The 24,691-nt window shown below is 43.2% G+C and carries 29 protein-coding genes; 19 read left to right on the forward strand and 10 right to left on the reverse strand.

Features of this window, described 5'->3' with window-relative positions:
* Positions 1–58: 58 nt before the first annotated feature.
* Positions 59–1,629, reverse strand: a protein-coding gene (locus LG330_RS02590; protein WP_404403530.1) for an IS3 family transposase whose coding sequence is annotated in 2 segments (ribosomal slippage) — positions 59–966 and positions 966–1,629 — 1,572 coding nt in all. Because the reading frame shifts where the segments join, the coding sequence is not laid out codon by codon here.
* 130 nt (positions 1,630–1,759) lie between these two features.
* Here LG330_RS02590 and LG330_RS02595 point away from each other — a divergent pair.
* Both LG330_RS02595 and LG330_RS02600 read left to right on the forward strand, forming a co-directional pair.
* Positions 1,760–2,308 (forward strand): GNAT family N-acetyltransferase, encoded by a 549-nt coding sequence (locus LG330_RS02595; RefSeq protein ID WP_404407165.1) that lies wholly within the window; start codon positions 1,760–1,762, stop codon positions 2,306–2,308.
* 293 nt (positions 2,309–2,601) lie between these two features.
* On the forward strand, positions 2,602–3,234 hold the full coding sequence (locus tag LG330_RS02600; RefSeq protein ID WP_404407166.1) for a sodium:solute symporter family transporter: 633 nt from the start codon (positions 2,602–2,604) through the stop codon (positions 3,232–3,234).
* Here LG330_RS02600 and LG330_RS02605 read toward each other — a convergent pair.
* Positions 3,183–3,941: an STAS domain-containing protein gene (locus LG330_RS02605; protein ID WP_404407167.1), complete on the reverse strand. Its 759-nt coding sequence runs from the start codon at positions 3,939–3,941 to the stop codon at positions 3,183–3,185. The two genes, LG330_RS02600 and LG330_RS02605, sit on opposite strands and share 52 nt — an antisense overlap.
* A 265-nt stretch (positions 3,942–4,206) precedes the next feature.
* On the opposite strand from LG330_RS02605, the gene LG330_RS02610 reads away from it, so the two are divergent.
* The 4 genes from LG330_RS02610 to LG330_RS02625 all read left to right on the forward strand — a co-directional run bounded on the left by LG330_RS02610 (position 4,207) and on the right by LG330_RS02625 (position 9,518).
* Complete coding sequence (locus tag LG330_RS02610; RefSeq protein WP_404407168.1) at positions 4,207–5,658, forward strand: PTS mannitol transporter subunit IICB; 1,452 nt, start codon at positions 4,207–4,209, stop codon at positions 5,656–5,658.
* Between the two features lie 199 nt (positions 5,659–5,857).
* Positions 5,858–7,951 carry a BglG family transcription antiterminator gene (locus tag LG330_RS02615; RefSeq protein ID WP_404409474.1) on the forward strand — a complete coding sequence of 698 codons (2,094 nt, stop codon included), beginning with the start codon at positions 5,858–5,860 and terminating at the stop codon, positions 7,949–7,951.
* Complete coding sequence (locus tag LG330_RS02620; protein WP_404407169.1) at positions 7,948–8,379, forward strand: PTS sugar transporter subunit IIA; 432 nt, start codon at positions 7,948–7,950, stop codon at positions 8,377–8,379. The genes LG330_RS02615 and LG330_RS02620 overlap by 4 nt, the downstream gene beginning before the upstream one ends.
* Positions 8,379–9,518: a mannitol-1-phosphate 5-dehydrogenase gene (locus LG330_RS02625; protein ID WP_404407170.1), complete on the forward strand. Its 1,140-nt coding sequence runs from the start codon at positions 8,379–8,381 to the stop codon at positions 9,516–9,518. The genes LG330_RS02620 and LG330_RS02625 overlap by 1 nt, the downstream gene beginning before the upstream one ends.
* 211 nt (positions 9,519–9,729) lie before the next feature.
* On the opposite strand, the gene LG330_RS02630 is transcribed toward LG330_RS02625, so the two are convergent.
* Positions 9,730–10,380 carry an SDR family NAD(P)-dependent oxidoreductase gene (locus tag LG330_RS02630; RefSeq protein ID WP_404407171.1) on the reverse strand — a complete coding sequence of 217 codons (651 nt, stop codon included), beginning with the start codon at positions 10,378–10,380 and terminating at the stop codon, positions 9,730–9,732.
* A gap of 281 nt (positions 10,381–10,661) precedes the next feature.
* On the opposite strand from LG330_RS02630, the gene LG330_RS02635 reads away from it, so the two are divergent.
* The 5 genes from LG330_RS02635 to LG330_RS02655 all read left to right on the forward strand — a co-directional run bounded on the left by LG330_RS02635 (position 10,662) and on the right by LG330_RS02655 (position 14,875).
* The gene (locus tag LG330_RS02635; protein WP_404407172.1) at positions 10,662–11,018 is read left to right on the forward strand and encodes a DUF4870 domain-containing protein; all 357 of its coding nucleotides are present in this window, start codon (positions 10,662–10,664) and stop codon (positions 11,016–11,018) included.
* A gap of 569 nt (positions 11,019–11,587) precedes the next feature.
* Positions 11,588–12,397 carry an alpha/beta fold hydrolase gene (locus LG330_RS02640; protein ID WP_404407173.1) on the forward strand — a complete coding sequence of 270 codons (810 nt, stop codon included), beginning with the start codon at positions 11,588–11,590 and terminating at the stop codon, positions 12,395–12,397.
* Positions 12,398–12,413: 16 nt separating this feature from the next.
* Complete coding sequence (locus tag LG330_RS02645) at positions 12,414–13,364, forward strand: diguanylate cyclase (RefSeq protein ID WP_404407174.1); 951 nt, start codon at positions 12,414–12,416, stop codon at positions 13,362–13,364.
* A gap of 99 nt (positions 13,365–13,463) precedes the next feature.
* Positions 13,464–14,300: a VOC family protein gene (locus LG330_RS02650; protein WP_404407175.1), complete on the forward strand. Its 837-nt coding sequence runs from the start codon at positions 13,464–13,466 to the stop codon at positions 14,298–14,300.
* 62 nt (positions 14,301–14,362) lie between these two features.
* Positions 14,363–14,875 (forward strand): methylated-DNA--[protein]-cysteine S-methyltransferase, encoded by a 513-nt coding sequence (locus tag LG330_RS02655; protein WP_404407176.1) that lies wholly within the window; start codon positions 14,363–14,365, stop codon positions 14,873–14,875.
* A 27-nt stretch (positions 14,876–14,902) separates the two neighbouring features.
* Here LG330_RS02655 and LG330_RS02660 read toward each other — a convergent pair whose 3' ends face one another.
* The gene (locus LG330_RS02660) at positions 14,903–15,163 is read right to left on the reverse strand and encodes a GlsB/YeaQ/YmgE family stress response membrane protein (protein WP_404407177.1); all 261 of its coding nucleotides are present in this window, start codon (positions 15,161–15,163) and stop codon (positions 14,903–14,905) included.
* A gap of 187 nt (positions 15,164–15,350) precedes the next feature.
* Between LG330_RS02660 and LG330_RS02665 the strand changes: the two genes are divergently transcribed.
* A complete protein-coding gene (locus LG330_RS02665) occupies positions 15,351–16,196 on the forward strand; it encodes a GNAT family N-acetyltransferase (protein WP_404407178.1) in 846 nt (281 codons plus the stop codon).
* A gap of 46 nt (positions 16,197–16,242) precedes the next feature.
* Here the strand turns inward: LG330_RS02665 and LG330_RS02670 are convergent, their stop codons facing one another.
* Positions 16,243–16,476, reverse strand: coding sequence for a hypothetical protein (locus LG330_RS02670; protein ID WP_404407179.1), 234 nt, complete (start codon positions 16,474–16,476; stop codon positions 16,243–16,245).
* 108 nt (positions 16,477–16,584) lie between these two features.
* Complete coding sequence (locus LG330_RS02675; protein WP_404407180.1) at positions 16,585–16,845, reverse strand: hypothetical protein; 261 nt, start codon at positions 16,843–16,845, stop codon at positions 16,585–16,587.
* Between the two features lie 263 nt (positions 16,846–17,108).
* Here LG330_RS02675 and LG330_RS02680 point away from each other — a divergent pair, with 263 nt between their 5' ends.
* Positions 17,109–18,347: a Bcr/CflA family multidrug efflux MFS transporter gene (locus tag LG330_RS02680; RefSeq protein WP_404407181.1), complete on the forward strand. Its 1,239-nt coding sequence runs from the start codon at positions 17,109–17,111 to the stop codon at positions 18,345–18,347.
* Positions 18,348–18,371: 24 nt separating this feature from the next.
* Here the strand turns inward: LG330_RS02680 and LG330_RS02685 are convergent, their stop codons facing one another.
* Entirely contained in the window at positions 18,372–18,749 is a 378-nt protein-coding gene (locus LG330_RS02685; protein WP_404407182.1) for a VOC family protein, read from the reverse strand.
* A complete protein-coding gene (locus LG330_RS02690) occupies positions 18,746–18,934 on the reverse strand; it encodes a hypothetical protein (protein ID WP_404407183.1) in 189 nt (62 codons plus the stop codon). Before LG330_RS02690 ends, LG330_RS02685 begins: the two co-directional genes overlap by 4 nt.
* A 281-nt stretch (positions 18,935–19,215) precedes the next feature.
* On the opposite strand from LG330_RS02690, the gene LG330_RS02695 reads away from it, so the two are divergent.
* Together LG330_RS02695 and LG330_RS02700 are read left to right on the forward strand one after the other, a co-directional pair.
* Positions 19,216–19,758 (forward strand): isochorismatase family cysteine hydrolase, encoded by a 543-nt coding sequence (locus tag LG330_RS02695; RefSeq protein WP_404407184.1) that lies wholly within the window; start codon positions 19,216–19,218, stop codon positions 19,756–19,758.
* A gap of 5 nt (positions 19,759–19,763) precedes the next feature.
* Positions 19,764–19,946, forward strand: a complete 183-nt coding sequence (locus tag LG330_RS02700; RefSeq protein WP_404407185.1) for a DUF6366 family protein — start codon at positions 19,764–19,766, stop codon at positions 19,944–19,946.
* Positions 19,947–19,994: 48 nt separating this feature from the next.
* On the opposite strand, the gene LG330_RS02705 is transcribed toward LG330_RS02700, so the two are convergent.
* Positions 19,995–20,654 (reverse strand): haloacid dehalogenase type II, encoded by a 660-nt coding sequence (locus tag LG330_RS02705; RefSeq protein ID WP_404407186.1) that lies wholly within the window; start codon positions 20,652–20,654, stop codon positions 19,995–19,997.
* A 124-nt stretch (positions 20,655–20,778) separates the two neighbouring features.
* Here LG330_RS02705 and LG330_RS02710 point away from each other — a divergent pair, with 124 nt between their 5' ends.
* Entirely contained in the window at positions 20,779–21,183 is a 405-nt protein-coding gene (locus LG330_RS02710) for a hypothetical protein (protein ID WP_404407187.1), read from the forward strand.
* Between the two features lie 223 nt (positions 21,184–21,406).
* Here the strand turns inward: LG330_RS02710 and LG330_RS02715 are convergent, their stop codons facing one another.
* Entirely contained in the window at positions 21,407–21,598 is a 192-nt protein-coding gene (locus tag LG330_RS02715; protein WP_404407188.1) for a hypothetical protein, read from the reverse strand.
* Between the two features lie 272 nt (positions 21,599–21,870).
* Here LG330_RS02715 and LG330_RS02720 point away from each other — a divergent pair, with 272 nt between their 5' ends.
* The 3 genes from LG330_RS02720 to LG330_RS02730 are packed head-to-tail and all read left to right on the forward strand — an operon-like array spanning position 21,871 to position 24,642.
* Positions 21,871–22,893, forward strand: coding sequence for a hypothetical protein (locus LG330_RS02720; protein WP_404407189.1), 1,023 nt, complete (start codon positions 21,871–21,873; stop codon positions 22,891–22,893).
* The gene (locus tag LG330_RS02725; RefSeq protein WP_404407190.1) at positions 22,886–23,578 is read left to right on the forward strand and encodes a DUF2306 domain-containing protein; all 693 of its coding nucleotides are present in this window, start codon (positions 22,886–22,888) and stop codon (positions 23,576–23,578) included. Before LG330_RS02720 ends, LG330_RS02725 begins: the two co-directional genes overlap by 8 nt.
* A gap of 41 nt (positions 23,579–23,619) precedes the next feature.
* Positions 23,620–24,642, forward strand: coding sequence for a phosphotransferase enzyme family protein (locus LG330_RS02730; RefSeq protein ID WP_404407191.1), 1,023 nt, complete (start codon positions 23,620–23,622; stop codon positions 24,640–24,642).
* Positions 24,643–24,691: the final 49 nt, after the last annotated feature.

A 24,691-nucleotide genomic window follows, 5' to 3' on the forward strand; every position in this document is an offset into this window, starting at 1 on the left:
GTCCTGAGAATGAACTGCGCCCTGTCAAGTAGACAGTAAAAAAGAAAAAAGGTTAGAACTACGCTACGGCCTGGTATCGATACTCCATCGGTGCCAGGTTGTTTAATTTTTCTTGATAACGTCCCTCGTTGTAAAATCGCATATATTGATCGATGTCGTTGACTAATTCTTCATAGCTCTTGTACGGTTTCAATGCATATTTCTCGCATTTGAAGTGACCGAAGAAGCTCTCTATCGGCGCGTTGTCGATACACTTCCCGACACGGGACATACTCCGCGTGATCCCTGCCTCTGTCGTGATGTAGCGATATTCTTTCGATGTATACTGCGACCCTCGGTCACTATGGAGTAGAGGCATTGCGTCTGGGTTCGCTTCGATGGCCGCCTTCAGCGTATCCATCACCAAAGGGTTGTTGTTGAAGTGACCGATCTTATAGGCTACGACAGACCCGTCGTACAAGTCCTTGATCACACTTAAATAAGCCTTGTGCCCAAGACCGTAATGGAGGTGTGTGATGTCCGTCACCCATTTCTGATTGGGCTGGCTCGCTGTGAACGCGCGATTCAAGATGTTGTCCTCGATGTTGACGTAGCTGGTCTTCGTACAGTAGCCGTTCGACCGGCGGATAAAGGATTTCAGGTCGAGCTTGATCATCAGACGACGGATCCGTTTGCGATTGTACTGCTTCTTGAACTGACGGTTGATGAACAAGGTGATCCGTCGGTAGCCTAGGATCCCTTGATGTTTGTTGAACATCTTCTTGATCTCCCCGAGTAGCCATTCATTTTCTTCCTCTTGGTCAGTCGGTGTATGGTTCAGCCATTTGTAGTAACCGGATCGCGACACGCCGACCAGCTGGCAAAGCAGTTGAATCGGTGTCTTCGTCTCCTCATGGTAATCATGGATCGCCTGGAACCGATGTAGATGACTGCCTATTCGCGCATTCTGTCCCTCCTTTCGATCTCCTTCAGCTTTTTTAAGAGGCCGTTCTCCGCCTCAAGGTATTGATTGCGATGGTCCAGTTCTTTGATGCGGAGCTTCAGTTTCTCTACTTCTGTCAGGTCCGGCTTAGACTCCAGGGATTTCCCGCGGCGATCGTGAAGTGCCGTCTCTCCGTCAGCCTGATATTTCCGTACCCATCCATAGACCTGTTGATACGAAACCTGATATCTCTCCGCAGCCCCGTGATAGTCAAGGTCGTGGGCGATTGCGAATTGGACGATCTCTATCCGTTCCTCAAATGTCGTCTTTCGTCCTCTGTTCATCTCTCTACTTCCTTTACTAGTGGATTTTATATCTTTTCCACTAGTGTAACGCTTTATCCACCTTCGTAAAACAGAGGAGGTTGAGATGTTGAAACGAGCACAGGTCTCACTGAGGCTACCGTGACCCGCCAGATAATAGTCCACTGCCTGTCGTTTCAATTCTTGGGAGTACTCTTTCCAGGTCTTCGATTCCTTTAATCCGTCGATTCCATCAGATTGATATCTACGGACCCACTCTCGGATGGTCGTCTGGGCAACACTGAATTCCTTAGAGACCACATTCGTCGGCTTCTTCTCATCTAAGACACATAACACCACTTTCAATCTTTCATCTAACATATGATTAGTTACTCGTTTAGACATAAAAATGCCCCCTTCATAGTAGTAGAGAATTTTTATTATTTCTCTGTCTACTTTGAAGGGAGCATATCAGAATACTGTCAGGCAGCTTTTTTGTATAATAGTATTAACACGATAAAAGCAGGGTGAAAATATGAATATCAGACCGCTACAGGAAAACGATCTATCGTCACTCGATGATATGATCCTGAAATGCCAGACAGCATTAATTTCAAATGAGAATGTAACAGACAAAGAATGGCTGATCGAAAAAGAAACAGAGCGTTTACGTAAAGTTGCAAGAAGAATCCTTCTATCTGATAAGGAAACCATGTTCGTAGCTGTAAAAGGCGGTCAGGTGCTTGGAACGATTGCCTGCATGACTCCTGGAGAGTTGATTACATGCGGTCTGGAACCTGAGGATGGGGTTTATGAAGTTGGCAGTATATACATACATCCTGATGATCAGCGTAAAGGAATTGGCCATGCACTTCTGCAGCATACACAGAGATGGCTGCTTGAAAAAGGTCATTCGAAATTTTATCTGGATGCCGGATTTGTCAGCTCTCAGACCTATTGGAAAAAGCGGCTTGGTGAGCCTGATATTTTGCTTGAGGATTACTGGGGCGGCGGTTTTAACCATATGATCTGGATTGGAAAATTAAAAAAATTAAAAAAATCTGTCACTCGTATAGACAAATGATTGCAAAATTTTCAGATACATTATAGAATCATAGAAATGGCTGGTGCTCTATTATGGAGCAGTGGCCATTTTTTATTTCCTTCTAAAAACCCCCTCATATTAAAGATTTCTGAAATAACAGTTCGTTTATCTATTATAAGTTAATAACCTTACAAACCCTTTGGTCTGATCATCTTTTCTGTTAGTTGGAAAGCAGTGATTGTATACATTCAAAACATCTTTGTTTTAGCAATATAATGTTCAAAGTTAAGTTTTCCAAAAAATTTAAAATAATGATTGACGGTGTTATTCCTTTGATTACGATTATTTATGGTACCAGTCTCAGACGGATGGGGGCATTTTCACCAACTCATTTTATCCGTAACCGCTATGGCGTGAAAGCATCGATTATTGCTGCTTTATTTATGATTCTTGTTTCAATCATGTATGCACTCGGTCAGATGACCGGGATTGCTGTTACATTTGAAACGCTGCTTGGAATTCCTTATATGACGGGGCTGATTGTTGGCGGTCTGATTATTGTCGGATATGTAACCATTGGTGGTATGGCTGGTGCGACAAATAACGCAGCGATTCAGATGGTGATTATCGCACTGATGTTTATCGTGCCGCTTGCAGCAATCATGAAGGCAGTAGGAGGCAGCGGATGGTATTTTCCGCCACTGCTTTATGCAGATATGGTCCCTGCGATGATGGATGCAGTGCCAACCTTCTTTGACTATCAATTTTCACCTAAATGGTATTTTGCGATCATTCCGGCCCTGACAATTGGAGCGCTTGGACTGCCTCACCTGGCCATGCGTGTGTATACTGCATCCAGCTTAAAAAGTGCGCGTTCAGCAATGGTATGGTTTGTGCCGGCAGCTTTTTATGATCACTTTTCGAGCGAGATAATGTATTGCAGCCCCTCGTATACACTTTTATAGATCTTCACTCTCCGCCCGAGACCAGTCATCTGAACGGCGAGTGATGGCGGCACACCTACAATCATACACTCCGTTCCGATCAGTCGCAGGCAATCAATCAGCTTCTGGAACTGGACGGTTGTGCTGTTTTCTTCATCGAAATGAATTTTGTTTACATTGATCAATGCATAATTAATTTGATGTGCTGCACATTCCTGCAGAACATCACTAACCAGCGCATCAAAGCGTTCATGATTAAATGTTCCGATTAATGGGAGCGCAATCGCATTATGCCAGACTCTCATAATGGGAGTCGATAAGTCTTTGATCAGCTTCTCTTTAGTGGCATCTTCTTCAGCTTTAGTTGTAACGTCCATTAACATAATGACGTAACCCTGCAGCATCTCATCAAGGTAAAGGGGCGTAATTACGATATCTGTCACGACGACCTCTTTAATTGTAATTCTTGCACGATGCGTATGGGTGATCTGCTGCATAACCCGCTGCTGGTAGCCCGGCTGTGTATGAAACAGGTCCATATTTTTGCCAATCATTTCCTGGCTGCCTGAAAGTCCATACAGTCTGGCCACATCATCTAAAAGATCAGCAGCTTTTTTGTTCATCCATTGTATGTGATAAGTGGGATCAGCCAGCAGAATGGTTTCTCCGATACTGTCCAGCGCATGCAGCGGGGATATGGTTTCAGGTATCGTTCCATATACAGTCATCATCTTCTCTCCATCCATTATTATATCGAGATTATTATACGCTACCTTGATCAATATGCATAAGTTAATATCGCACCCTACTCATTCTTCTTAAGACTTCCCCATAAAAAGAGATTTTCCTTCTTTTAAATCACTGTTAATTAAAAAATGTCCACCTTACGTATGACAAAGTTGAATTTTCTATTCATTGTTTTGTGTAAGTAAGCGCTTTATTATTAAATTAACAACATTACCTAAGCCAAAAAATATTAAGGAGGAAAACAAAATGGCGGAAAATAAGTCAGGTATTAAAGCAAAGATTCAGAAGTTTGGTTCCTACCTAAGTGGTATGATTATGCCGAATATGGGTGCCTTCATCGCCTGGGGGTTAATTACGGCATTGTTCATTCCGACCGGATGGCTGCCAAATGAAGATTTAGCGACTGTCGTCGGTCCAATGATTAATTATCTTCTTCCATTACTCATCGGTTTCACTGGTGGACACATGGTCTACGGTATTCGCGGTGGGGTGCTCGGTGCAACTGCAACAATCGGTGCCATCGTCGGAACAGATATTCCAATGTTCCTCGGAGCGATGATGCTCGGACCGCTTGGTGGTTTCCTGATCAAACAGGTGGATAGACTGTTTGAAGGAAAAGTAAAACAAGGTTTTGAAATGCTGATCAATAACTTTACAGCAGGTATTCTTGGCGCAATACTTACACTAATTGCTTACACAGGTGTTGGTCCAGTTGTACAGGGACTGAATCAGGTAATGGCTGCGGGTGTTCAGGTGATCGTGAATGCGAACCTGTTGCCACTGGCGAGTGTGTTTGTAGAACCTGCGAAAGTGCTGTTTTTAAATAATGCAATTAACCACGGAATTCTCGGACCGCTTGCACTGGATCAGGCAGCGGATGCAGGTAAATCAATCCTGTTCATGGTTGAATCAAACCCTGGACCAGGTCTTGGAATCCTGCTTGCTTATATGGTTTTTGGAAAGGGTATGGCAAGAGTATCAGCTTCAGGAGCTGGTGTGATCCACTTCCTTGGAGGAATTCACGAGATCTATTTCCCTTATATTCTAATGAAGCCGATCTTAATTATTGCAGCAATCCTCGGTGGTGCAACTGGTATCATGACATTCACATTATTTGATGTAGGACTTGTTGCAACACCATCACCAGGTAGTATTTTCGCTTATCTTGCAATGACACCACGTGGAGATTATCTTGGTATGTTAGCAGGCGTATTTGCAGCAACTGCAGTATCATTTGCTTCAGCAGGCTTTCTGTTAAAGTTCACTAAGTCTACTGAAGAAGATGGTGCACTGACAGAAGCAACTGAACGTATGCAGGAAATGAAAGGTAAAAAGAGCCAGGCTGCTTCTCATTTAACTGGAGGAGCTCAGGAGCCGGTAGCTGCTGATACTTCACTTGCAGGACTTGGCGAGGTAAAGAAAGTCATCTTCGCATGTGATGCCGGAATGGGCTCAAGTGCAATGGGTGCTTCACTGCTCAGAAATAAATTCAAGAAAGCAGAGATCGATATCCCGGTTTCAAATACTGCAATCAATCAGATCCCGGATGATGCAGATATCGTCATTACCCACAAGGACTTAACTGACCGGGCAAGAGATAAGCGTCCAGACGCAAGGCACATTTCAGTCGATAACTTCCTTGGCAGTCCAAAGTATGATGAACTGGTAAACGAATTAAAGAAGAATGAATCTGCTTAATTAATCAATAGTTTTAAAAGTAGCATGATTGATCCTGTACAGCTGACGATTGGAGAGTAAGGGGGCGACTCCTGTGGCAGGAAGGGTCAGGTGAGACAGAGCATGGCTCAGCGCCTGGCCATGGAAAGCGTCCCCCTGAAGCGGAAATCGACAGCCAATTTAAAAGAGCTTATTCAAAAGGAGGTGCCTGGGCGTGTACATGACAGGAAGAGAACGCAAAATGCTTCATATACTGCTGACCGCTCAGCACCAGTATACGACGCTTACAGAGCTTGCTGACCATCTTCAGGTGAGTCAGCGGACTGTCCAGCGTGAGATTCAGAAGCTTGAAGATATCTGTAATCATTTTAACCTGAAAATTGATAAACTGGCAGGAAGGGGCATGAGACTCACTGGTGACAGCGCAGATTTCGAAAAACTGGAATCTGCGCTGCTCCAGGTTCCTTCGTCAGAGCTTGATCCCGGAGAAAGAAAAATCCTGCTGCTTCATTATCTGATGAAAGAGAATTCAGTCGTAAAGCAGTCCGGCCTTGCAAGTGAATTCCAGATGACAAATGCTGCACTCAGCCAGCTGCTTGATGAACTGGAAGAGTTTCTGAATCCTTACGGGGTGACGATTATCCGGAGAAGAGGGTATGGCATTGAGCTGTCCGGTGATGAAAAAGCAAAGCGGCGATCACTTGCAAACTTAATGATGGAGGAGCTTGAGAGCTCGTCCATTTATTCAATTCACGAAGGCCAGCTTTTCAACCAGCGGACGCTTGATCACCGTGTTTTTTCAATTGTATCGAAAGAAGAGTTTGATCAGGTCGACAGGCTGATCAAATCAGAAATCAGTGAGCTTCCGTATCCATTAACAGACAGTGCCTACGTGTCATTACTGCTGCATATCTGCTTATCACTGGAGCGGATTCGTGCTGGTGCGACAGTTGAACATCAAGAGAAGCTGCTGGGTGAGTTAAAGCAGCTGCAGGAATATGAGGTTGCAAAAAGAATAACACACGTGATTTCAGATGCATTCAACCTCGAAATAGAAGAACAGGAAGTCGGCTATATCACGATTCATTTAAAAACAGCGAAGCGGCGCTTCCAGGAGCAGTTTGTTGATCAGCTGACTGATCCCGAGCTCGCAGTAACGGTGCATCAGCTCGTCCGTGCCATTTCTGACCGGATGAATGTGAATCTGATTGATGACCCTGATCTGATAGAGGGGCTGATCGCCCATATTGAACCGGGCATCCAGCGTGCGAAGGAAAAGAATTATACCTATAATCCGCTCACGAAAAGAATCAAAAAAGAATACCCGGAGCTGTTTGAAGCAGTCAGAGCAGGTCTGACAGAGGTGCTGCCAGCCTATGAATTTCCTGACGGTGAGATTGCATTTCTCGCGCTTCATTTCGGCTCAGCCCTTGAAGGCGTCACAGGGCCGGATTCATTAAATGTATTAGTCGTCTGCGCAAGCGGAATAGGAACTTCCAAGATGATTGGCAGCAGGCTCAATAAAGAGTTCGATGAATTCAAATCCATCACACTCTCAAGTATCAGTGAAGTAGAGAAGCATCTTGAAGAAACGCATTACGATCTGATTGTCTCAACAGTTGGCCTGAGTGGACTGGCAGAGGATTATCTGCTCGTCAATCCACTGCTGCCACAGCAGGATGCAGACCGGATCAGGACAGCGATCCAGACAATAAAGCCAATGAAAAAACCTTCAGCGCTGAAGCAAAAGCCGGATGATCCAGTCCCGTTTTTACACAGGCTGAAGCTGATGAATCAATACGCAACCTCAGTCGAACAAATTTTGAGACAGTTCAGGATTGAAACGGTTGATCTTAATAAAAAATTCGAAAAAGTATTAAGTAAAATAGATGCATCACTTTATGAAGAAGAGTTGATTCATAAAAAGGGGGCTGTCGCAAAAAGTCTGGCTGAGCGGGAATCACTCGGAGGGATGGCGATACCTGATACAGGCCTCGCCCTTTACCATTGCAGAGATCAGGCAGTGCGGCAGCCGGTCTTCAGGCTTTATGATCTGACATCGCTCTATATGTTAAAAGGGATGGACGGGGAGCCAACAGAAGTCAGCCGGTTAATTCTGATGATTTCACCTGCAGATCCGGACCATAAAGGTGCTGAGGTACTAAGCTCAATCAGCGGAAGCCTGGTTGAAGAGGCATATACGATGCACCTGATCAGAAACGGTAACCAGCAGGAAGTCTTTCAATTCCTGCAAAAAACACTGAACCAGTTTTACACAATAAAATCACATCAACTAATGGAGGGTTCATCATGAGTGAAATTTTTAAAAAGGAAAACATCTATTTAAATGAAAGTGCATCTTCTAAGACAGAAGCGATTGAAAAAGCAGGTCAAGTTCTCGCTGAAAAAGGCTATGTTGATGCTAATTACATCACAAGTATGCTTGAACGTGAACAGATTTCTACTACTTATATCGGTAATAAAATTGCGATTCCGCACGGTACTGAAGACTCTAAAAAGCTTGTAAAACAGTCCGGTATTTCAGTGCTTCAGCTCCCTCAAGGTGTCATGTTTGATGATAATGAAGTTAATATCGTCGTAGGGATTGCAGGAAAAGACGGCGAGCACCTTGAGATTCTGTCTAAAATCGCGATTACATGCTCAGAGGAAGAAAACGTGGAACGCCTGATCAATGCAAAATCAGAAGAGGAGATCATCGCCATTTTCGAGGAGGCAGAATAATGAAGGCTGTACATTTTGGAGCGGGTAATATCGGCCGCGGCTTCATTGGCGCTATTCTTCAGCAATCCGGCTATGAAGTGACATTTATCGACGTGAACGCTGAACTTATTGACCGACTGAATCAGGACAAGGCTTATGACGTGGTGCTTGCAGACGAAACGAAGGAATCATTTACTGTCACCGGCGTGAGCGGGATTAACAGTAAAGAACACCCTGAGCATGCGGCAGCTGCACTGGCTGAAGCAGACCTCGTCACAGCATCAGTCGGACCGCACGTCCTTCCTTTTATCGCGCCTGTGATCGCGAAAGGACTCAGTGCAAGAGAAGCAGGATCTGAAGTAAATGTGATTGCATGTGAAAACATGATTGGAGGAAGCGACCAGCTGAAAAGCGAAGTGGAAAAGCATCTGTCAGAAGATGAGGCGGCACGTGTATTCGCTGCATCAGGTTTCCCAAATTCAGCCGTTGACCGGATTGTCCCGATTCAGCATCACGATAATCCATTAACAATTGAAGTCGAACGCTATTTTGAATGGGTGATTGAAACAGCAAACCTGAAAGGCAGCAAGCCGGAATTAACAGGCGCGCTTTTTGTAGAGGACCTTGTACCGTTTATAGAAAGAAAGCTGCTGACCGTTAATACAGGTCACGCTTCAATCGCTTATAACGGCTTACTGAAAGGGTATAAAACCGTTAAAGAAGCAATGGACGACCAGGAAATTATAGACGTTCTTGAAGGTGTGCTGAGTGAAACGAGTACATTTTTAACAGGAAAGTTTGATCTTGATAAAGAACAGCATCAGATGTATGTCAGAAAAATTATTGAACGCTACAAGAACCCTTATATTTCAGATGGCCTTGACCGTGTAGGGCGGGCGCCATTGAGAAAGCTTTCAGCAGGAGACCGCCTGACATACCCGGCAGTCGGACTGGACAGGCAAAACATCGTGCCCGTGCATCTTGAAAAAACCATTGCAGCAGCGCTCACATTTAATATGTCAGAAGACCCCGAAGCCGTTCAGCTGCAGGAATGGATCTCACAGGATGGCCCGGCAGCAGCACTTGAAAAAGCCTCTGGCATTCAGGCAGGCAGCAGCATGAGTAAACGCATTATTCAGTATTATGAACAGGTGAAATAAGTGAGAAGACAGCATTGATGGGGTGCTGTCTTTTTTTGTTGAGCTCAGCAGGCAGTCTGCTGGATACAGGGGGGACGGAGGTCACTGTATCAATTATGCAGAATATGGGATAATGATACAGCAACCTCCGTCCCCGCTGTATCGCGCAGGTGAAAAAAATCATTACGTAAAAAAGCCGGTCTAGTGACCGGTTTTTCGTATATTGGCATATCTAATCTCTGTCAAATGTCCATTCGTCCTGATCGCGTTTTTCAGTCATTTCAACCAGCTTTTCAGCAATATTGTCAGGTGGAAAATGCGTGCCTTCTTTAACAAGTCCGTTAATCGTCAAAGTTCCGGCATAGATATTCTTTCCTTTCAATTCCTGGTGAATTGATATGGCCAGCGCTCTGAGTGCGGCTTTTCCGATTGAAACGGAAGTGAACTTTTTCATCGGCTTTACGCCAAGACCGCCGCCTGTAAACAGGATGGAGCTTCCTTCATTTAAAAAAGGTAGAACTGATTGATAAGCAACCAGTGCGCCAATCACATCCACCTGCAGATCACTGGCAAATTCAATTGGATCCATTTCTGAAGGGAGTTCATTTCTAAAAGTAAAGGCGTTATAAAGCAGTGCATCAATGCGGCCGAATGTATCATAGGTGAACTGGATTGCTTTTCTGATGCTTTCATTTGCAAGGACATTCCCCTGAACGGCGATGGCTTCAATGCCTTCCTGATTCAGTTCTTCAGTATAAATGTTAAGTTTTTCTTCATTGCGTGCGATCAACGCGACTGCATATCCATTTTGACCGAATTTCCTTGCTGCACTCAGACCGATACCGGGGCCCGCGCCAATGATACAAATCACTTTTTCCGCCATGATGTTCATCTCCTTCAGATGTCAAAAAACAAAAATTTCCTCTTGATCTGACTTTAGCACCTGCGGGATAGGGGGGCAATTTTGGGTGTGTCGTGAAGTGTGCCTATCAGGTGAAAATGCTCATCAAACTAAGAATAAAGTCATAAAATCATGTAAAATTCGACCTTGTTCGATCGGGTTCGCATTGACGAACAGAACAGCCTGTTTTATAATTAAAGACAGAATATTTAGTTAATTTATGCAGCGCTCATTCTAAGCCCAAATCGAAAGGAGAGGGAATTGTGGTACAGGGCACGCCGGGCATGAAGAAATCATCAACTGGTCTCCAGGAAAACGTGGGTGGTTTACTGGCTTATCTGGTAGGTTTTATCAGTGGAATTGTGTTGCTGTTAGTGGAAAAGGAAAATGAAACAATCAGGTTTCATGCGATGCAGTCGATCATTGTGTTTGGTGCAATTTTCATTTTGAGTATTGTGCTCAACTTTATTCCGGTTATCGGGTTTATTATTAGTCTGCTGATCGGTCCAGTAGCGCTTGTGCTTTGGCTTTTATTAATGTTTAAAGCTTACCAGGGAGAGCGTTATCATTTACCGATGGCGGGGAAAATGGCTGAGGATCAGATACGCAAAATGCATTAAAATCTCCTATTTATAGTACCTTCTATGGAAGGTACTATTTTTTCCATGTTTTCACAAAAATGATACAGTAGTCCATCCGACTGTTCCAAACGCTGATGCTGCAGTGAGAGCGATTTCTAATGGCTCTATCAATGATGCGGATATTTCTTTATGAGATACACTTGCAACGCAGCAGACGCGACCTTATGAAAGTGAATAATTAGAAGAAAAAAAGGGTGCGACATAAGTTGTCTCACCCTTTTTTCCGTTCCGCTGCGCTTCAGGCGGACGCTTTCCAGACGGTTGATGCTGAGCCTTCTTAAACTTCATCTAATCCCTCCAGAAATATGTAATAACAAATCTCTTATATGATTTGTTGCTATACGTTTCGGTTTGCGAAAATATTCTATGGGGGTGAATTTAGTATTTTTTTCTATTCATTCCAAGTTAAGAGATTTATCAATAAATTAATTGATTAAAACATGTGTGATTGGTGATTTACATATTCTTAAAATTAAGCGGATATAGTAAAATAGTATTAAGGAAGACAAATGTAAATGATGGATGAGCGATAAAAGGAGTGGTTCATGATGAATACAGATATCTTAAAAAGGAATCATGTCAGAGTGACCGGAAAAGGCAGGCAGCCAATTGTGTTCGCACACGGTTTTGGCAGTAGTCAGGTGGCATGGGAGCAGGTCGTGCAGGTATTTGGAGAAGACTACAAAGTCATTTTGTTTGATTATGTCGGCTCCGGAAATGCGGATAAAAGTGCGTATTCATCTGAACGTTATCACTCGCTTCATGGCTATGCAGAGGGTATGATTGAGGTTTGTAAAGCGCTCAATTTGAAAGATGTGATTGTCGTTGGTCATTCTGTCAGCGGGATGATCAGCATGCTCGCAGCCGGGAAGGAACCTGGCTTATTCAGACAGCTGATGATGCTTGCGGCTTCCCCGAGATATTTGAATGATACGGGATATCATGGAGGATTTGATCAGGAAAACATCGACGGCATGCTTGATATGATGGAGAAGAATTTCAATGAATGGGCGAAGTATCTTGCGCCTGTTGCGTCAAAAAATGAAGATCGTCCGGAACTTGCATTAGATTTTGAAAAACAGCTCTTATCAAACGATCAGACGATTGCAAGAGAGTTTGCTGAAGCGACATTCCTGGTTGATCTGCGTGAGGAGCTCAAGTACACAGAAGTTCCTGTGGTCGTGATGCAGCCGAGCGACGATACGGTTGTGCCGCATGAAGCTGCTCTATATCTGGCAGAAGAGTTTCCTGAGAGTGAGCTTGTGATACTGAAAGCAACAGGTCATAACCCTCATATCAGCCATCCGGAAGAAGTGGTAAAATATATTAAAAAGTATATTGCAGTAGAGGCGGTATAACGCAGGGGGGATGAGCATGGATACGCAGCTTTATTACGCACCATGCGGTTACATCATAACAGAGCTCGACGGGAGAATCCTCGAGGCAAATGAAATGATTAGTAATCTTGTTGGAGAAAGCAGCAGAGATTTGAAGCAGCGTCATGTAACATCATTATTCACGATGCCTTCAAGAATGTACTTTCAGACTTATTTTTCACCAATTATGTCAACACACAAAAAAGTGGAAGAAATGTACCTGACACTTCAAACGGCTGACGGACAAGTGCCTGTTCTGATGAATGCGCAGGAAAGAGATGATCAGTACGAATATGTATTTGTGAAAATGCAAACGAGAGACGATTTTGAAAATGAATTGATCTCAGCGAAACGCCAGGTAGAAAAGATTCTTGAAGATACAGATTATGCAAATGGAGAGTTACAGAAACTCCTTACTGAACTTGAGTATAAAAGAGAAGAAATTACGAAAGCTAACTCAAGGCTTGAGAATCTTGCAATGATTGATCCGCTAACAAGTGTGAAGAACAGGCGTTATTACGAAGACGTGCTGACAGCATTTTTAATCAGATTTAAAAGTGAGGATTTCACTTTTTCATATTTAATTTTAGACATTGATCACTTTAAAAACGTGAATGATCAGTATGGACATGCTGCAGGGGATCAGGTACTTCAGGAGCTTGCCAGGAGACTTGAGCAGGAAATTAGAAAAGAAGATGTGCTTGTCCGTTTTGGCGGAGAGGAATTTGTCATTCTGCTGACGGATATCAATGAAAGACTTGCATTGAAAATTGCAGATAGAATACGTGGCAATATTGAGAATAGCGAGTGGCCACACTGTCAGATCACCGTTTCGATTGGTGTGTCAGGTGTAAAACCGGCAGATACGAAGGATACAATCTTTAAGCGGGCAGATGAAGCGCTCTACTTCTCAAAGAAGAATGGACGGAATCGTGCCACATTAAATTAATGATGTTCTGTAGAAGAAAGCAGGAGAATCATCTTGCTTTCTTTTAGTTTGTAAAATATAATTAGTTACATAAAGTAACTGAAAGAGAGGAGTATCATCATGACATTTCATTCACCACCGGCAACCTTCGTGGAAGAGGTAGCGATTAACGTAACGGATCTTGGACGATCAGTTCAATTTTATACAGATATCATCGGATTTAAAGTGCTGTCAGAGAAGCAGGATGAAGTTCAACTGACAGCTGACTGTTGTACGTCTCTTCTGAAGCTGATCGAGCCTGAAGGCGCACGCTCAAAAGAACCACGTACAACAGGGCTTTATCATTTTGCAATTCTTTTGCCGACGAGAGGAGACCTTGCAGCAATCATTGAACATTTAGCTGCTCATAAAATTCAGCTTGGCGCATCAGATCATCTTGTCAGTGAAGCACTGTATTTATCAGATCCTGATGGCAATGGGATTGAAATATACAGGGACCGCGGGGAGGAAGAATGGGAGTGGAGTCAGGATGAGGTCAAAATGACTGTGGACCCACTTGATTTTGAAGCAGTACTTGGAGCGGAGCACGGTCACTTCCATCAGCTTCCTGAAGATACGAAAATGGGGCATATCCATCTTCACGTTGCGTCATTATCTGAAGCGGAAGCATTTTACCGCAAGCTTGGCTTTGAACCGGTATGCCGCTACGGTCAGCAGGCACTGTTTATTTCAACGGAAAAGTACCATCACCATATCGGCTTAAACATCTGGAATGGTGCAGGGGCACCGCCACCATCTGAAAAATCTGCAGGTCTTGTGCATTATACACTGATCTATCCAGATGAATCTTCACTTCAATCAGCAGTGAAAAACGCTGGCGCAAAGCAGGTAAATGAAGGATGGTTCGTACAGGATCCTTCAAGAAATGGCATTCTATTAAAAACAGCTTCTTCATGAGGCTGTTTTTTCATGGGAAAGTCCCATGTATAATAGTATAAAAAAGCGCAGGTGAATGAACCATGAAAACAATTTACTGGTCAGAGTTTAATAAGGGAAAAGATACTTATCAACTTGCCGCTACTGAAGGAAAAGTCTGTTATATCGGAGGACCTAAAGAAGGTTATGCAGTGCTTGAGAAGTGGACAGCAAAACAGTACAAGGGTGCGATGTTAATTGAAAGCACTGCAGAGATGCAGCCTTTTATTCATGAATTTGAAGCTTATTTTACCGGAGAAAAAAGAACTTTTGAGATGCCAATCGAGCCTAAAGGAACCCCTTTTCAGCAGGAGGTCTGGGAAGCACTGCTTGAAATTCCTTACGGAGAAACGAGAACCTATGCTGATATTGCAGCACGCGTAGGCAGACCAAAGGCCTTTCGGGCAGTCGGCACAGCGATCGGGGCGAACCCGCTGTTAGTCGTTGTTCCATGTCACCGCGTCATTGCTAAGAATGGCGGGCTCGGCGGGTTTAGTGCAGGCCTTGATGTGAAAAGAGTGCTTCATCAGGTGGAAGGCATTCAAATAAATGCATAATAAAAAAGCTGGCCTCAGCCAGCTTTTTTATTTTTTCTTCGCAGCTCTCAAAATCAGACTTAGTAAGAATACAAAAATAATTGCACCAATCAGTGCCGGAATAATATGAATACCTGCAATCTCTGGTCCGAAATTACTGAATCCGCCAAGCAGTTCGCCTGCGATCCATGATCCGATAATACCCGCAATAATATTTCCAATGCAGCCCATTGGTACATCCTTACCAAGAATCAGCCCGGCAAGCCAGCCGATTAGCCCACCTACAATTAAGTAAAGTATAAATCCCATTGTCATTCTCCTTTCCTGCACATCATCTTTTTTATACATACCCATTTAAAGAAATGAATATGTATAAGGGGGAGAAAAAAGGTCGGTTTTTATTTTCTGTAAGCGGATGGAAAGTGTCTGCATACACGTTTTGAAATCGTCTATGTTAGGATAGATGCAATCATATCTTTAAAAGAGGAGTATTAGGATGAAAGAATTAACTACTGATCAGTTTTATATAGTCATACCTCTTTTATCAGATGAAGGTTCTGTAGAAGTCAGAGCGGTGATAGAAGGCGTGAACGAGGGAAGGGTGTTTGTGGATCAGGTACAGGAACCGGCCTCTGCTGTTGTGTGGCTTGGGAATCTGGATGGCATTTTTGTGCTCGGTGAAGAAAGAAACCCCCTCTTCATATCGAAGCTCAGAGAATGCATTGATCTGGTGATTGGGCCTGCTTCAATCGCTGCCGGTGTGCATGAGGCTGAAGTGTTGTCCTATCACCCTAACTGGGATTTAGTACTTGATGACGTTTTTGGTGACCGGACGAATGAAAAGTGGGAGCAGTTCATTTACCGTTATCCTGCAAAAACCTGTAAAGCGCCTGAATGTCCGGAAGGCTTCCGGGTCGTTCCAATTGAAAAAGCGCTGACACAGGCAAGCAGCTTCAGTCAGTCATGTATTCTGGAGAAGATCTATACCTTCTGGTCTTCAGAAGAAGACTTTTATGAAAATGGTCTTGGGGTTTGTGTGATGAAGGGTCGTGAACTTGCCTCAATCTGTATGACGGGATTTCGTGCAGGAAATGTGCATGCGATCGATATTGAGACTTACAAGGCTTTTAAGAAAAGAGGACTTGGTACGATTGCAGCTAAAGCTTTTGTAAAAGAGTGCCTGGCGCATGACGCGGTGCCTTACTGGGACTGTGCTGCTGATAACGTGCCATCAGTCAGAACGGCTGAAAAAGCAGGCTTTCTGCTGCAGGGCATTTACAGAGGGATTGCATTTGAATTTGACCCTAAGCGGGTATTTCAGGTCAATACAAGACAGCAATAAAAAGAACTGCTTCTGATAAGGAGCAGTTCTTTTCTTATGAATGTAATTACCACTGCTGATAATAGTATGGGTACCCTCCATAATAGCCGCCATAAGGTGGGAATAGGGTACTTGCAAGCAGACCGCCCGCTAAACCGCCAAGAAAAGGTGCTCCCCAGTAAGGCCGCGGGCGTGGGCGGTAATAATTCGGTCTTCCATACGGACGTGGTCTGCCATAATAATTTCTTTCCTCATGAGCCATACGTTCAAAATCTGCAGGATGAATAAAATGCGGGTTCATGATCTTCCTCCTTAAGTCGAATTCTCTATATCATACGCGGAGGAAAACAGGTGGCATGGGTAATCATCATGAATCCATCAAAAAAACCGTGCCTATGCACGGTTTGGGTTATGATGCTAAATAAATAATGCTAAGACCAATTGCTGTCGTAATTAAGAAGCTGACATTACCAAGCATAAGCATGCTTTTGTTAGCGCCGGCTCTTTGTATATATGCTTTCACATAATCTGTTATGACCCAAAAGAAAAACAGGAATGAAATCGCAAAAATTTTCGGTTTTGGCGTTTCGTTTAAAATCAGATAGTAGCCAAGGACGCCAGCAAGAATAAGTCCGACATTGATCATAATAAAGTGTTTTGTATTTTTCACGGCGTGTATCCTTTCCTTTGACTGTTATTCAAAAGAATAACTGAAACATTATTATACGCCTGAATTTTATGAAGGACAAGGTGCTGAAGTAACTAAAGAGCTGTTTTAGAGGGATTCTGCTAAATTGTTCAATTTTGATTTTTGAAATCACAGAGTTTTATAGGATGACTCGCTCAATGTAAATTTGTAAAAGTTGATTCTCTTGTATAGGTAAGTTTGCAGAAGAGGTGTATAATAGGCATCATGTTTCGGAGATCGAATAAATGAAAGGTCTGATCATGATGAATACACTATCCGGTTCAAAACGGACGCGGCTCGCATTGATGCTTGGTGCACTTGGTGCGATGGGTCCTTTAACAATTGATATGTATCTGCCTGCCTTCCCAACGATTGCAGCAGATTTAATGACAAGTGCATCTTCTGTACAGCTCAGTCTGACCGCCTGTCTGCTCGGACTTGGTCTCGGGCAGTTAATTAATGGCCCGTTAAGTGACGTACATGGAAGAAAGAAGCCACTTGTGATTGCACTGATGGCTTATGCGATTGCCTCATTTGCCATTGCATTTTCACCAAATATATATGTGCTGATCGCACTGAGATTTCTGCAGGGGTTCTCTGCTTCAGCGGGCATTGTGATCTCCCGTGCGATTGTCAGAGATTCATATAGCGGGAGAGAACTGACCAAGTTTTTTGCACTCTTAATGCTGATCAGTAATCTGGCGCCGATCTTAGCGCCGATTGTCGGCAGTACCATTTTGCTGTTCACTGACTGGAATGGCATTTTTATCGTCTTAAGCGTAGTGGGATTATTGTTGTTTGCACTCATTACAATGCGTATGGAAGAAACATTGTCTGAAACATCAAGAGTACCGAGCAATATTGGTGCGACAGTGAAAAACTTTAAGTCATTGATTACAAATCAACAGTTCCTTGGCTACTCACTCGCACAGGGCTTTATGATCGCAGGGGTATTTGCTTATGTATCAGGCACACCGTTTGTCTATCAGAACATTTACGGATTTTCAGAGCAGGAATTCAGTTATTTGTTCGCGCTTAACGGAATCGGGCTGATTATTGGTACACAATCTGTCGGCCGGATGTCTCATAGATTTTCAGAAAGACAATTCCTGTTTTATGGTTTATCGCAGGCTGTAACGGCAGGAGCAGTTCTGACCATTACGGTTCTGCTGGATGGACCATTCTTCTTTGTGGCACTGCCATTGTTTTTCTTTGTTATGTCAATTGGAATGGTTGCTACGGCTTCCTTTTCATTGGCTATGCAGACGCAGGGACATATTGCAGGAAGCGCATCTGCATTTCTTGGAATGCTGCCGCTTGTCCTTGGTTCACTGGCTGCGCCACTGGTTGGTATCGCAGGGGAATACTCTGCCGTACCGATGGGCTTAATTATTTTAAGTGCAAGTCTGCTCGCACTTGTTGCGTACTTTGGACTGGCGCGCCGTGCTGAGAAGAAGGCGGATGAATTGTTTAGAGAAAGATAGGATGTAAAACCAAAAACCATCTGCCTAACCATTGGGCAGATGGTTTTTCTTCATTTCACAGAGTTCATGAACGTTTCCAAAAGGATCGGTGAAAGCAGCGTATTTACTGAAATCATTTTCATTGGGAACGGTATGTAAAAATATAACACCCTTACTCATTAACCTTGCCATGTCATTCTCGATATCCTGTGTTTCAAATACAAAAACAGTTCTGGCTTCTCTGGAATAATCACCCGGAGAAGTATCACGATCTGCCAGATAAAAATGAACTTTTGTACCTTCTGTCATCATTTCGAGATGATAGGAATCTTCTTTCACTAACGTCCATTTTAAAACATCACTATAAAATGATTTTGCAATTTGAAAATCAGTAACGAAGACCGTCAGCATATGAAGTTTCATGTAGCAGCCTTCTTTCTTCGTTCTGCATTTCTAACAGTCGCAAACGTAATCATGGCTCCTAAAAATAAAATCGTATTGATCGTCATGACAATTCCATCATAGGCACCATCAAATACGGAAAGATTGATAAGAAAAGAAAAATGCATGAATGTGATCAGTACAATCAGTATGTTCAATGGATTCATTCTTTCACATCCTTTCCAGGCTTAATACGTACAGTGTAGCATGACTATCAAACCATTTTCACTATGCTTATGGTTTAGTTAAATGCCAGTGTTGTTTCTGCACAGCTGGTGATTCTCGCTGCAGGGGACGACTCCTGCGGGCTCACTGTCCGGCCGCGGAATGCGTCTCCTTTTAGTGGAAATCATCAGCCAACTTATTGGAAGTCATATTTAATAGATTCATATTTCGTGTTTATTATAAGCACCTAAGTGAAATATTGGTAATAAGGAGTGAGGATAAAATGAAGAAAACCGCTTTGTTACTAATAGATATGATGAATCACATGGAATTTGAAGGAGGAGAGGACCTGCTGAAAAACACGATGCCGATGGTTGATCGCCTCGTTGCGCTAAAAAAACGTGTGAAGGAAAAGGATATCCCTGTTATCTATGTGAATGATAACTTTGATCACTGGCAGGACAATACAGATGCTGTAGTAGAGGAATGTCTGAACTCAAAAGGGAAGCCTGTAGTAGAAAAAATACGGCCTGAAGATGACGATTATTTTATTATCAAACCTAAGCACTCAGGATTCTTTGGAACACAACTCGATATTCTGTTAAAACAGCTTGAAGTTGAGCGGGTCATTATTGCCGGTGTCGCAACTGATATATGTGTCCTTTTTACAGCAAATGATGCACATATGCGTGAATATGAAATCTGTGTGCCGGAAGATTGCTCAGCAGCAGAAACACAGGAAGCACATGACAGCGCAATGAGAATCATTGAACAATCACTTGATGGCGATATACGTGCGGGTGAAAAAATCCCGATTGGGGAGTGAATACAATGGAAAATGAAACAGCGAAAGAAAAACGCGAACGACTTCAGCGTGAAGAGCTGAACCCTGAGACAAACACAACGACAGAAGCGCCATCAGAAAGGCCCGGCAGAACAGGAATTGGAGCAAAAGGTTATCTGATCATGCTGGCAGTTGTTATCGTTGCAGCCATCATCTATCTGCTGGTGTGAAATTTCAGATAAAGAACCCGCGCGAAAGCTGGCTTCACGCGGGTTCTTTTACCATTTCAATATGCCGCTTAAATCCTTATAAACTGCTTCAGGCGCCAATTGCAATTCCTCTACAGGAAGCCCGCTCCGGTTAATCCATGCAGTGTGAAAGCCAAAGCTCTTAGCCCCTGAAATGTCCCATCCGTTTGAAGACATAAATAAGACCTCTTCACGTTTTACCCCTGCTTTTTCAAGCGCATATGCATAAGCAGCAGGTGATGGTTTATACTGCTTGATCTCATCAGCACTAATCGCATCAGTAAATAGAGATTTCAGTCCTGAAAAATCCATCAGCGGGTCCAGCATATTTTCAGACCCGTTTGAGAGCACAATCAGTTCTTTACCCTGCAATTGCTGCAATACTTCTTCAACCTCATCATAATGCTTTAGCTGACGGTATTGCTCGAGCATATGCTCCACCTGGCTCTCATCAATGGACTGGCCGTTTTCTTTCACCGCATAAACTAATGAATCCCGCGTAACCTGGTCAAACGGCTTGTAGCGGCCCATTACCTGCCTGAGGAAAAAATACTCAACCTGTTTTTTTCGCCATGTCTGACTGATTGCTTCGCCATGGTCAGGGAAAAGTTCCTCTAATTCCTTCATGACTGAGTGAACATCAAATAGCGTGCCATAAGCATCAAATATGTAAGCTTTTATGTCCGGCATCCTGTATCATCTCCTTCCCATATATTTGCCCGATGATCAACTAAAATAACCCAAAAGTCCTGCAACTTTTTAAAACTTCATTCGTCTGTTAATTGAAGAAAAATTTTCAAGGAGAGCATCCATCATGAGAAAACCCGTCATCATCGCACTCGTCTTGTTTTTTGGTCTTGCAGGTATGATTTTCGCATCTAATCAGTTTGAAAAAAGCCGTGTTGCTACTGTTCAGCTTTGGGACGAAGACTTGCAGGTATATGAGGAAGTATCTATGGTGCTGAATGATCAACAGCAAAAAGATCTCAGAGCGGTGTTAAACAGCTCTGATTATAAACCCCGCCAATCCGAGATGGCCGTTGTCGCGGATATGAAAATTACATTTACATACGACGATCAGCGCAACGAAAGTATTTATCTGTGGAAAGAAAGCGGACAGTTCACAAGATTCACAAGTTCAGAAAAAGAAGGAACATTCATTCTGAAAGATTCTGAAGCGAAAAGGACAGTTGAAGAAATCCTGACACGCCAGGAGTGAAAGAGATGACCGCAGCTCAAAAAGGCATAACACCATTCGGTCTGACAATATTATCCGGGAAATATGAAAGTAAATAATCTGTTTTTGAGCGAAAGAAAATCCTGAATCACTCCGATTCAGGATTTTTTTCTTGATCTTTTTCGCCCATAAATTTCAGGGCAATTGCTGCGAATACATCACCTAAAATGGTGAATAAAGCGGCCACAATAAAACCTCCAATATGTCACACTGTATTTTCTTCATCATCACTGGACTGCTTATCAGCATACTGCCAGAGGAAGTAGACAATCCATGCTGCAATGACTGGTGACATGGCCAGCAGGCTTCTGCTTTCAGGCAATATGTAGAGCAGTACAATACTAAGAATAAACGTCGGGAGTACGAGCATCAGATATTTCACTTTAGGATCCATCATCATGTTTCCTCCTCTTGAATAAAATTATTATAACATTTTGACAATAGAATTTCGAATGGAAGCGTTTTCTTTTTCAGGTAGGCGCTTGGTGGTTCGGAGGTTGAGTAGGTGTGTTCGGAGAAAAACAGGTCATGTTCGAAAGTAATTCAGCCATGATCGGCGTATTATGTAATTTGACCTATTCTTCTATCAGGAAATCCAGAAATTAAATTCCTTTTTTAAACAATAAATGGTTAAATAGAATTATATAAACGATTCAGGAGATGACCTCAATGGTCTTGCGTCAAACACGTTTTTCAAAACCGGCACTCGCAATATTATTTTTTCTGATTACAACCAATATCATGCTTTATCAGCCTGCTATCCAAAGGAAATTATCTATTTCCCTTGAGCGTGGTGTCGTACTGGGTTCCATGATTGATTTACTAGTTGTGATGCCATTACTTGCATTTGCAGCATTCCGCATCGAAAAGAAGCATGTGATCGGAGTTTTACTATTAGGATTACTTATGGTCAAACTGCTTGTTCCTGCTTCTTTTCAGGAGATGGTCACCCCGGTTTTTTACACAGGGTTAGCTTTTGAAGGGCTATTATTAGCAGCTGAACTTAGTATTTTAATTCTTGTTTTATGGAAGCTGCCCATAATTAAGGAAAGTGTTCGGCAAGCGGAAGCTCCTCTTCTTTTTGCAGCTGTCCATGCAGTCTCAAAAAATCTTGGTCATTCATTTATTTTGCGTGTATTTGTGCACGAATTTCTCATTTTCTATTACGCGATTGCGGGCTTTTGGAAGAAGCCGTACAGTCATGCCGGTACAGTGACGATGCATAAAAAAACGAGCGTGATCGCTATTCACTTGATGCTCATTCACGCGATTATTCTTGAAACAATTGGTCTTCACTGGTGGCTGCACAGCAAGTGGCCTATTCTCTCTTTTGTCCTGCTCTTACTGAATGTCTACTCAATTCTTTTATTTCTGGCGGAGATGCAGATTGCCCGCTTAGTACCATTTGAAATTAAAAACGGAAAACTCTATGCTGCGCAGGGGATCCGCCAGCAGCTGACAGCTGAAGTTTCAAATATTGATTACGTTGAATGGACAGAAGTGACTCACAAGGACACACCATTGTTTGCTTATCAGGATTTTGAAAAGCCTGTTCCTCAGTTCACGATTTACTTTAAGGAGCCAGTTGAAATGAAACTCTTTTACGGAAAGACGAAAATGATTACCATAGCATCTTTTTGTGTAGATGAACCTGAAAAAGTAAAACAATTAATGGAGCGGTACCATGTTTAAAATTATTCTGATCCTGCATATTATCGGAGGTTTTACAGCGCTCGCAGTGTTTTTGATTCCGCTTGTTACGAAAAAAGGCGGGCGTATTCACCGGGTTTCAGGATGGATTTTCACTGCTGGTATGGCCATTGTCTCAATCAGTGCATTCTATATGGGAATCGCGAGGCTGTTAGACCCGTTATCTGATTCATCATTAAGGGCTTTTTCTATCTTCTTGTTATTTATCGCGGTACTGAGCAGTTCAACTGCCTGGTATGGGTTACGGGTGCTTCGTTTTAAAAAGCGTCGTACACGTCACAGAGCGTTTGTAGATTTTGCTTTTTCATTTGGATTACTGCTCTCAGCCGGGGCTGTATCGATCTATGGTTCTTCAACCGGAGATCCGCTGCTCAGCTGGTTTCCACTGCTTGGGATTGCGCTTGCAGTGATCCAGCTGAAGTACTGGCTGAGCAAGCCGTCCGAGCGGATGCACTGGTGGTATGAACATATAGGAGGCATGATGGGCTGCTCAATCTCAACAGTCACAGCTTTCACGGTTTTTGGTGCACCGCGTCTTTTGCAGGTGGAGTCTGTCAGTCTGTTATTATGGTTTTTACCAACAATCCTTTTAACGCCAGTCATCATTGCATTTACTGTGTACTATAAAAAGAAATTCGCTCCCCGTCCCGGGACGGAGGCAGCCTGAAAAGAGATCCTGTACACTTTGATTAAAAAATGGAGGCAATCATGGAACAGTCAGTTGAACGATTATTTTCACAGAAACGACTATCAGAAGCAGCATCACGTTTTCAGGCAGACGCCAGTAAGGCTAAGAACCTGAACGGCTTTGAGAACTATGTCTATGAGGTTTACAAAAGCGGAAAGCCCTACGTACTCAGACTGACCCACTCATCTCACAGAACAATATCAGAGGTTGAAAGTGAACTCATCTGGATTAATGACCTTCACAGCAGGGGCATCAATGTTTCTCTTGTGAATCAGTCAGTGAACGGAAATCTGGTGGAAGCGATTGAAGCAGAGGATACATACTTTTATGCCTGCCTGTTTAACAAAGCACCCGGTGCATCAGTCAAAATGGATGATTCGTTCTTTGACGTTCCTCTTTTTGAAAAGTGGGGAGAGATCACAGGTGAATTACATACAGCAGCGAAGGATTTTGACACGGCACGCATTGACCGTCCGCACTGGTATGATGATGATCTGATTGAGCTTGAAAAGTATCTTTCAGAACAGGATCAGCAAATCATAGAAGGAAACCGTGAACTCGTTAATCAAATCAGGCAGCTTCCTGACCAGAAGGCTGTCTACGGCTTAATCCACTCTGATATTCATATGGGTAATTTCTTTGTGCACGAAGGAGAGCTACACTTATTTGATTTTGATGACACCATGTATTTTCATTACATCAGTGATATCGCGATCCCGCTCTATTACATGACGCTCTGGAAAAACAGAGAGCTGCCGCTTGAAGAGCGATCGGCACAGGGAGAAATATTCCTGAAAGCTTTTCTGAAAGGGTACACACGAAAAAGTGGGATTAGCCAGGAGTGGATTGAAAGGCTGCCGCTGTTTTTGAAAATGAGGGATTATACACTGTATGGGGTTTTTCATAAGCAGGTGGACCTTGAAAAGGCGAGTGAGCGTGAGCAGGCGCTTGTGAAAAGTCTGCGTGAGCGTTTAATCAGCGGAGAGCCGATTGTAGAATTGGATTATGTGAAAATTTTTAACGAGGTTGGCCAGGAAGTCTGACTGAGAATAGAATATTTCTCCTCAATAAGGGTATGGTTACTAACAGAAT

It is taken from the genome of Jeotgalibacillus malaysiensis (assembly GCF_044789845.1).
GTDB lineage: Bacteria > Bacillota > Bacilli > Bacillales > Jeotgalibacillaceae > Jeotgalibacillus > Jeotgalibacillus malaysiensis_A.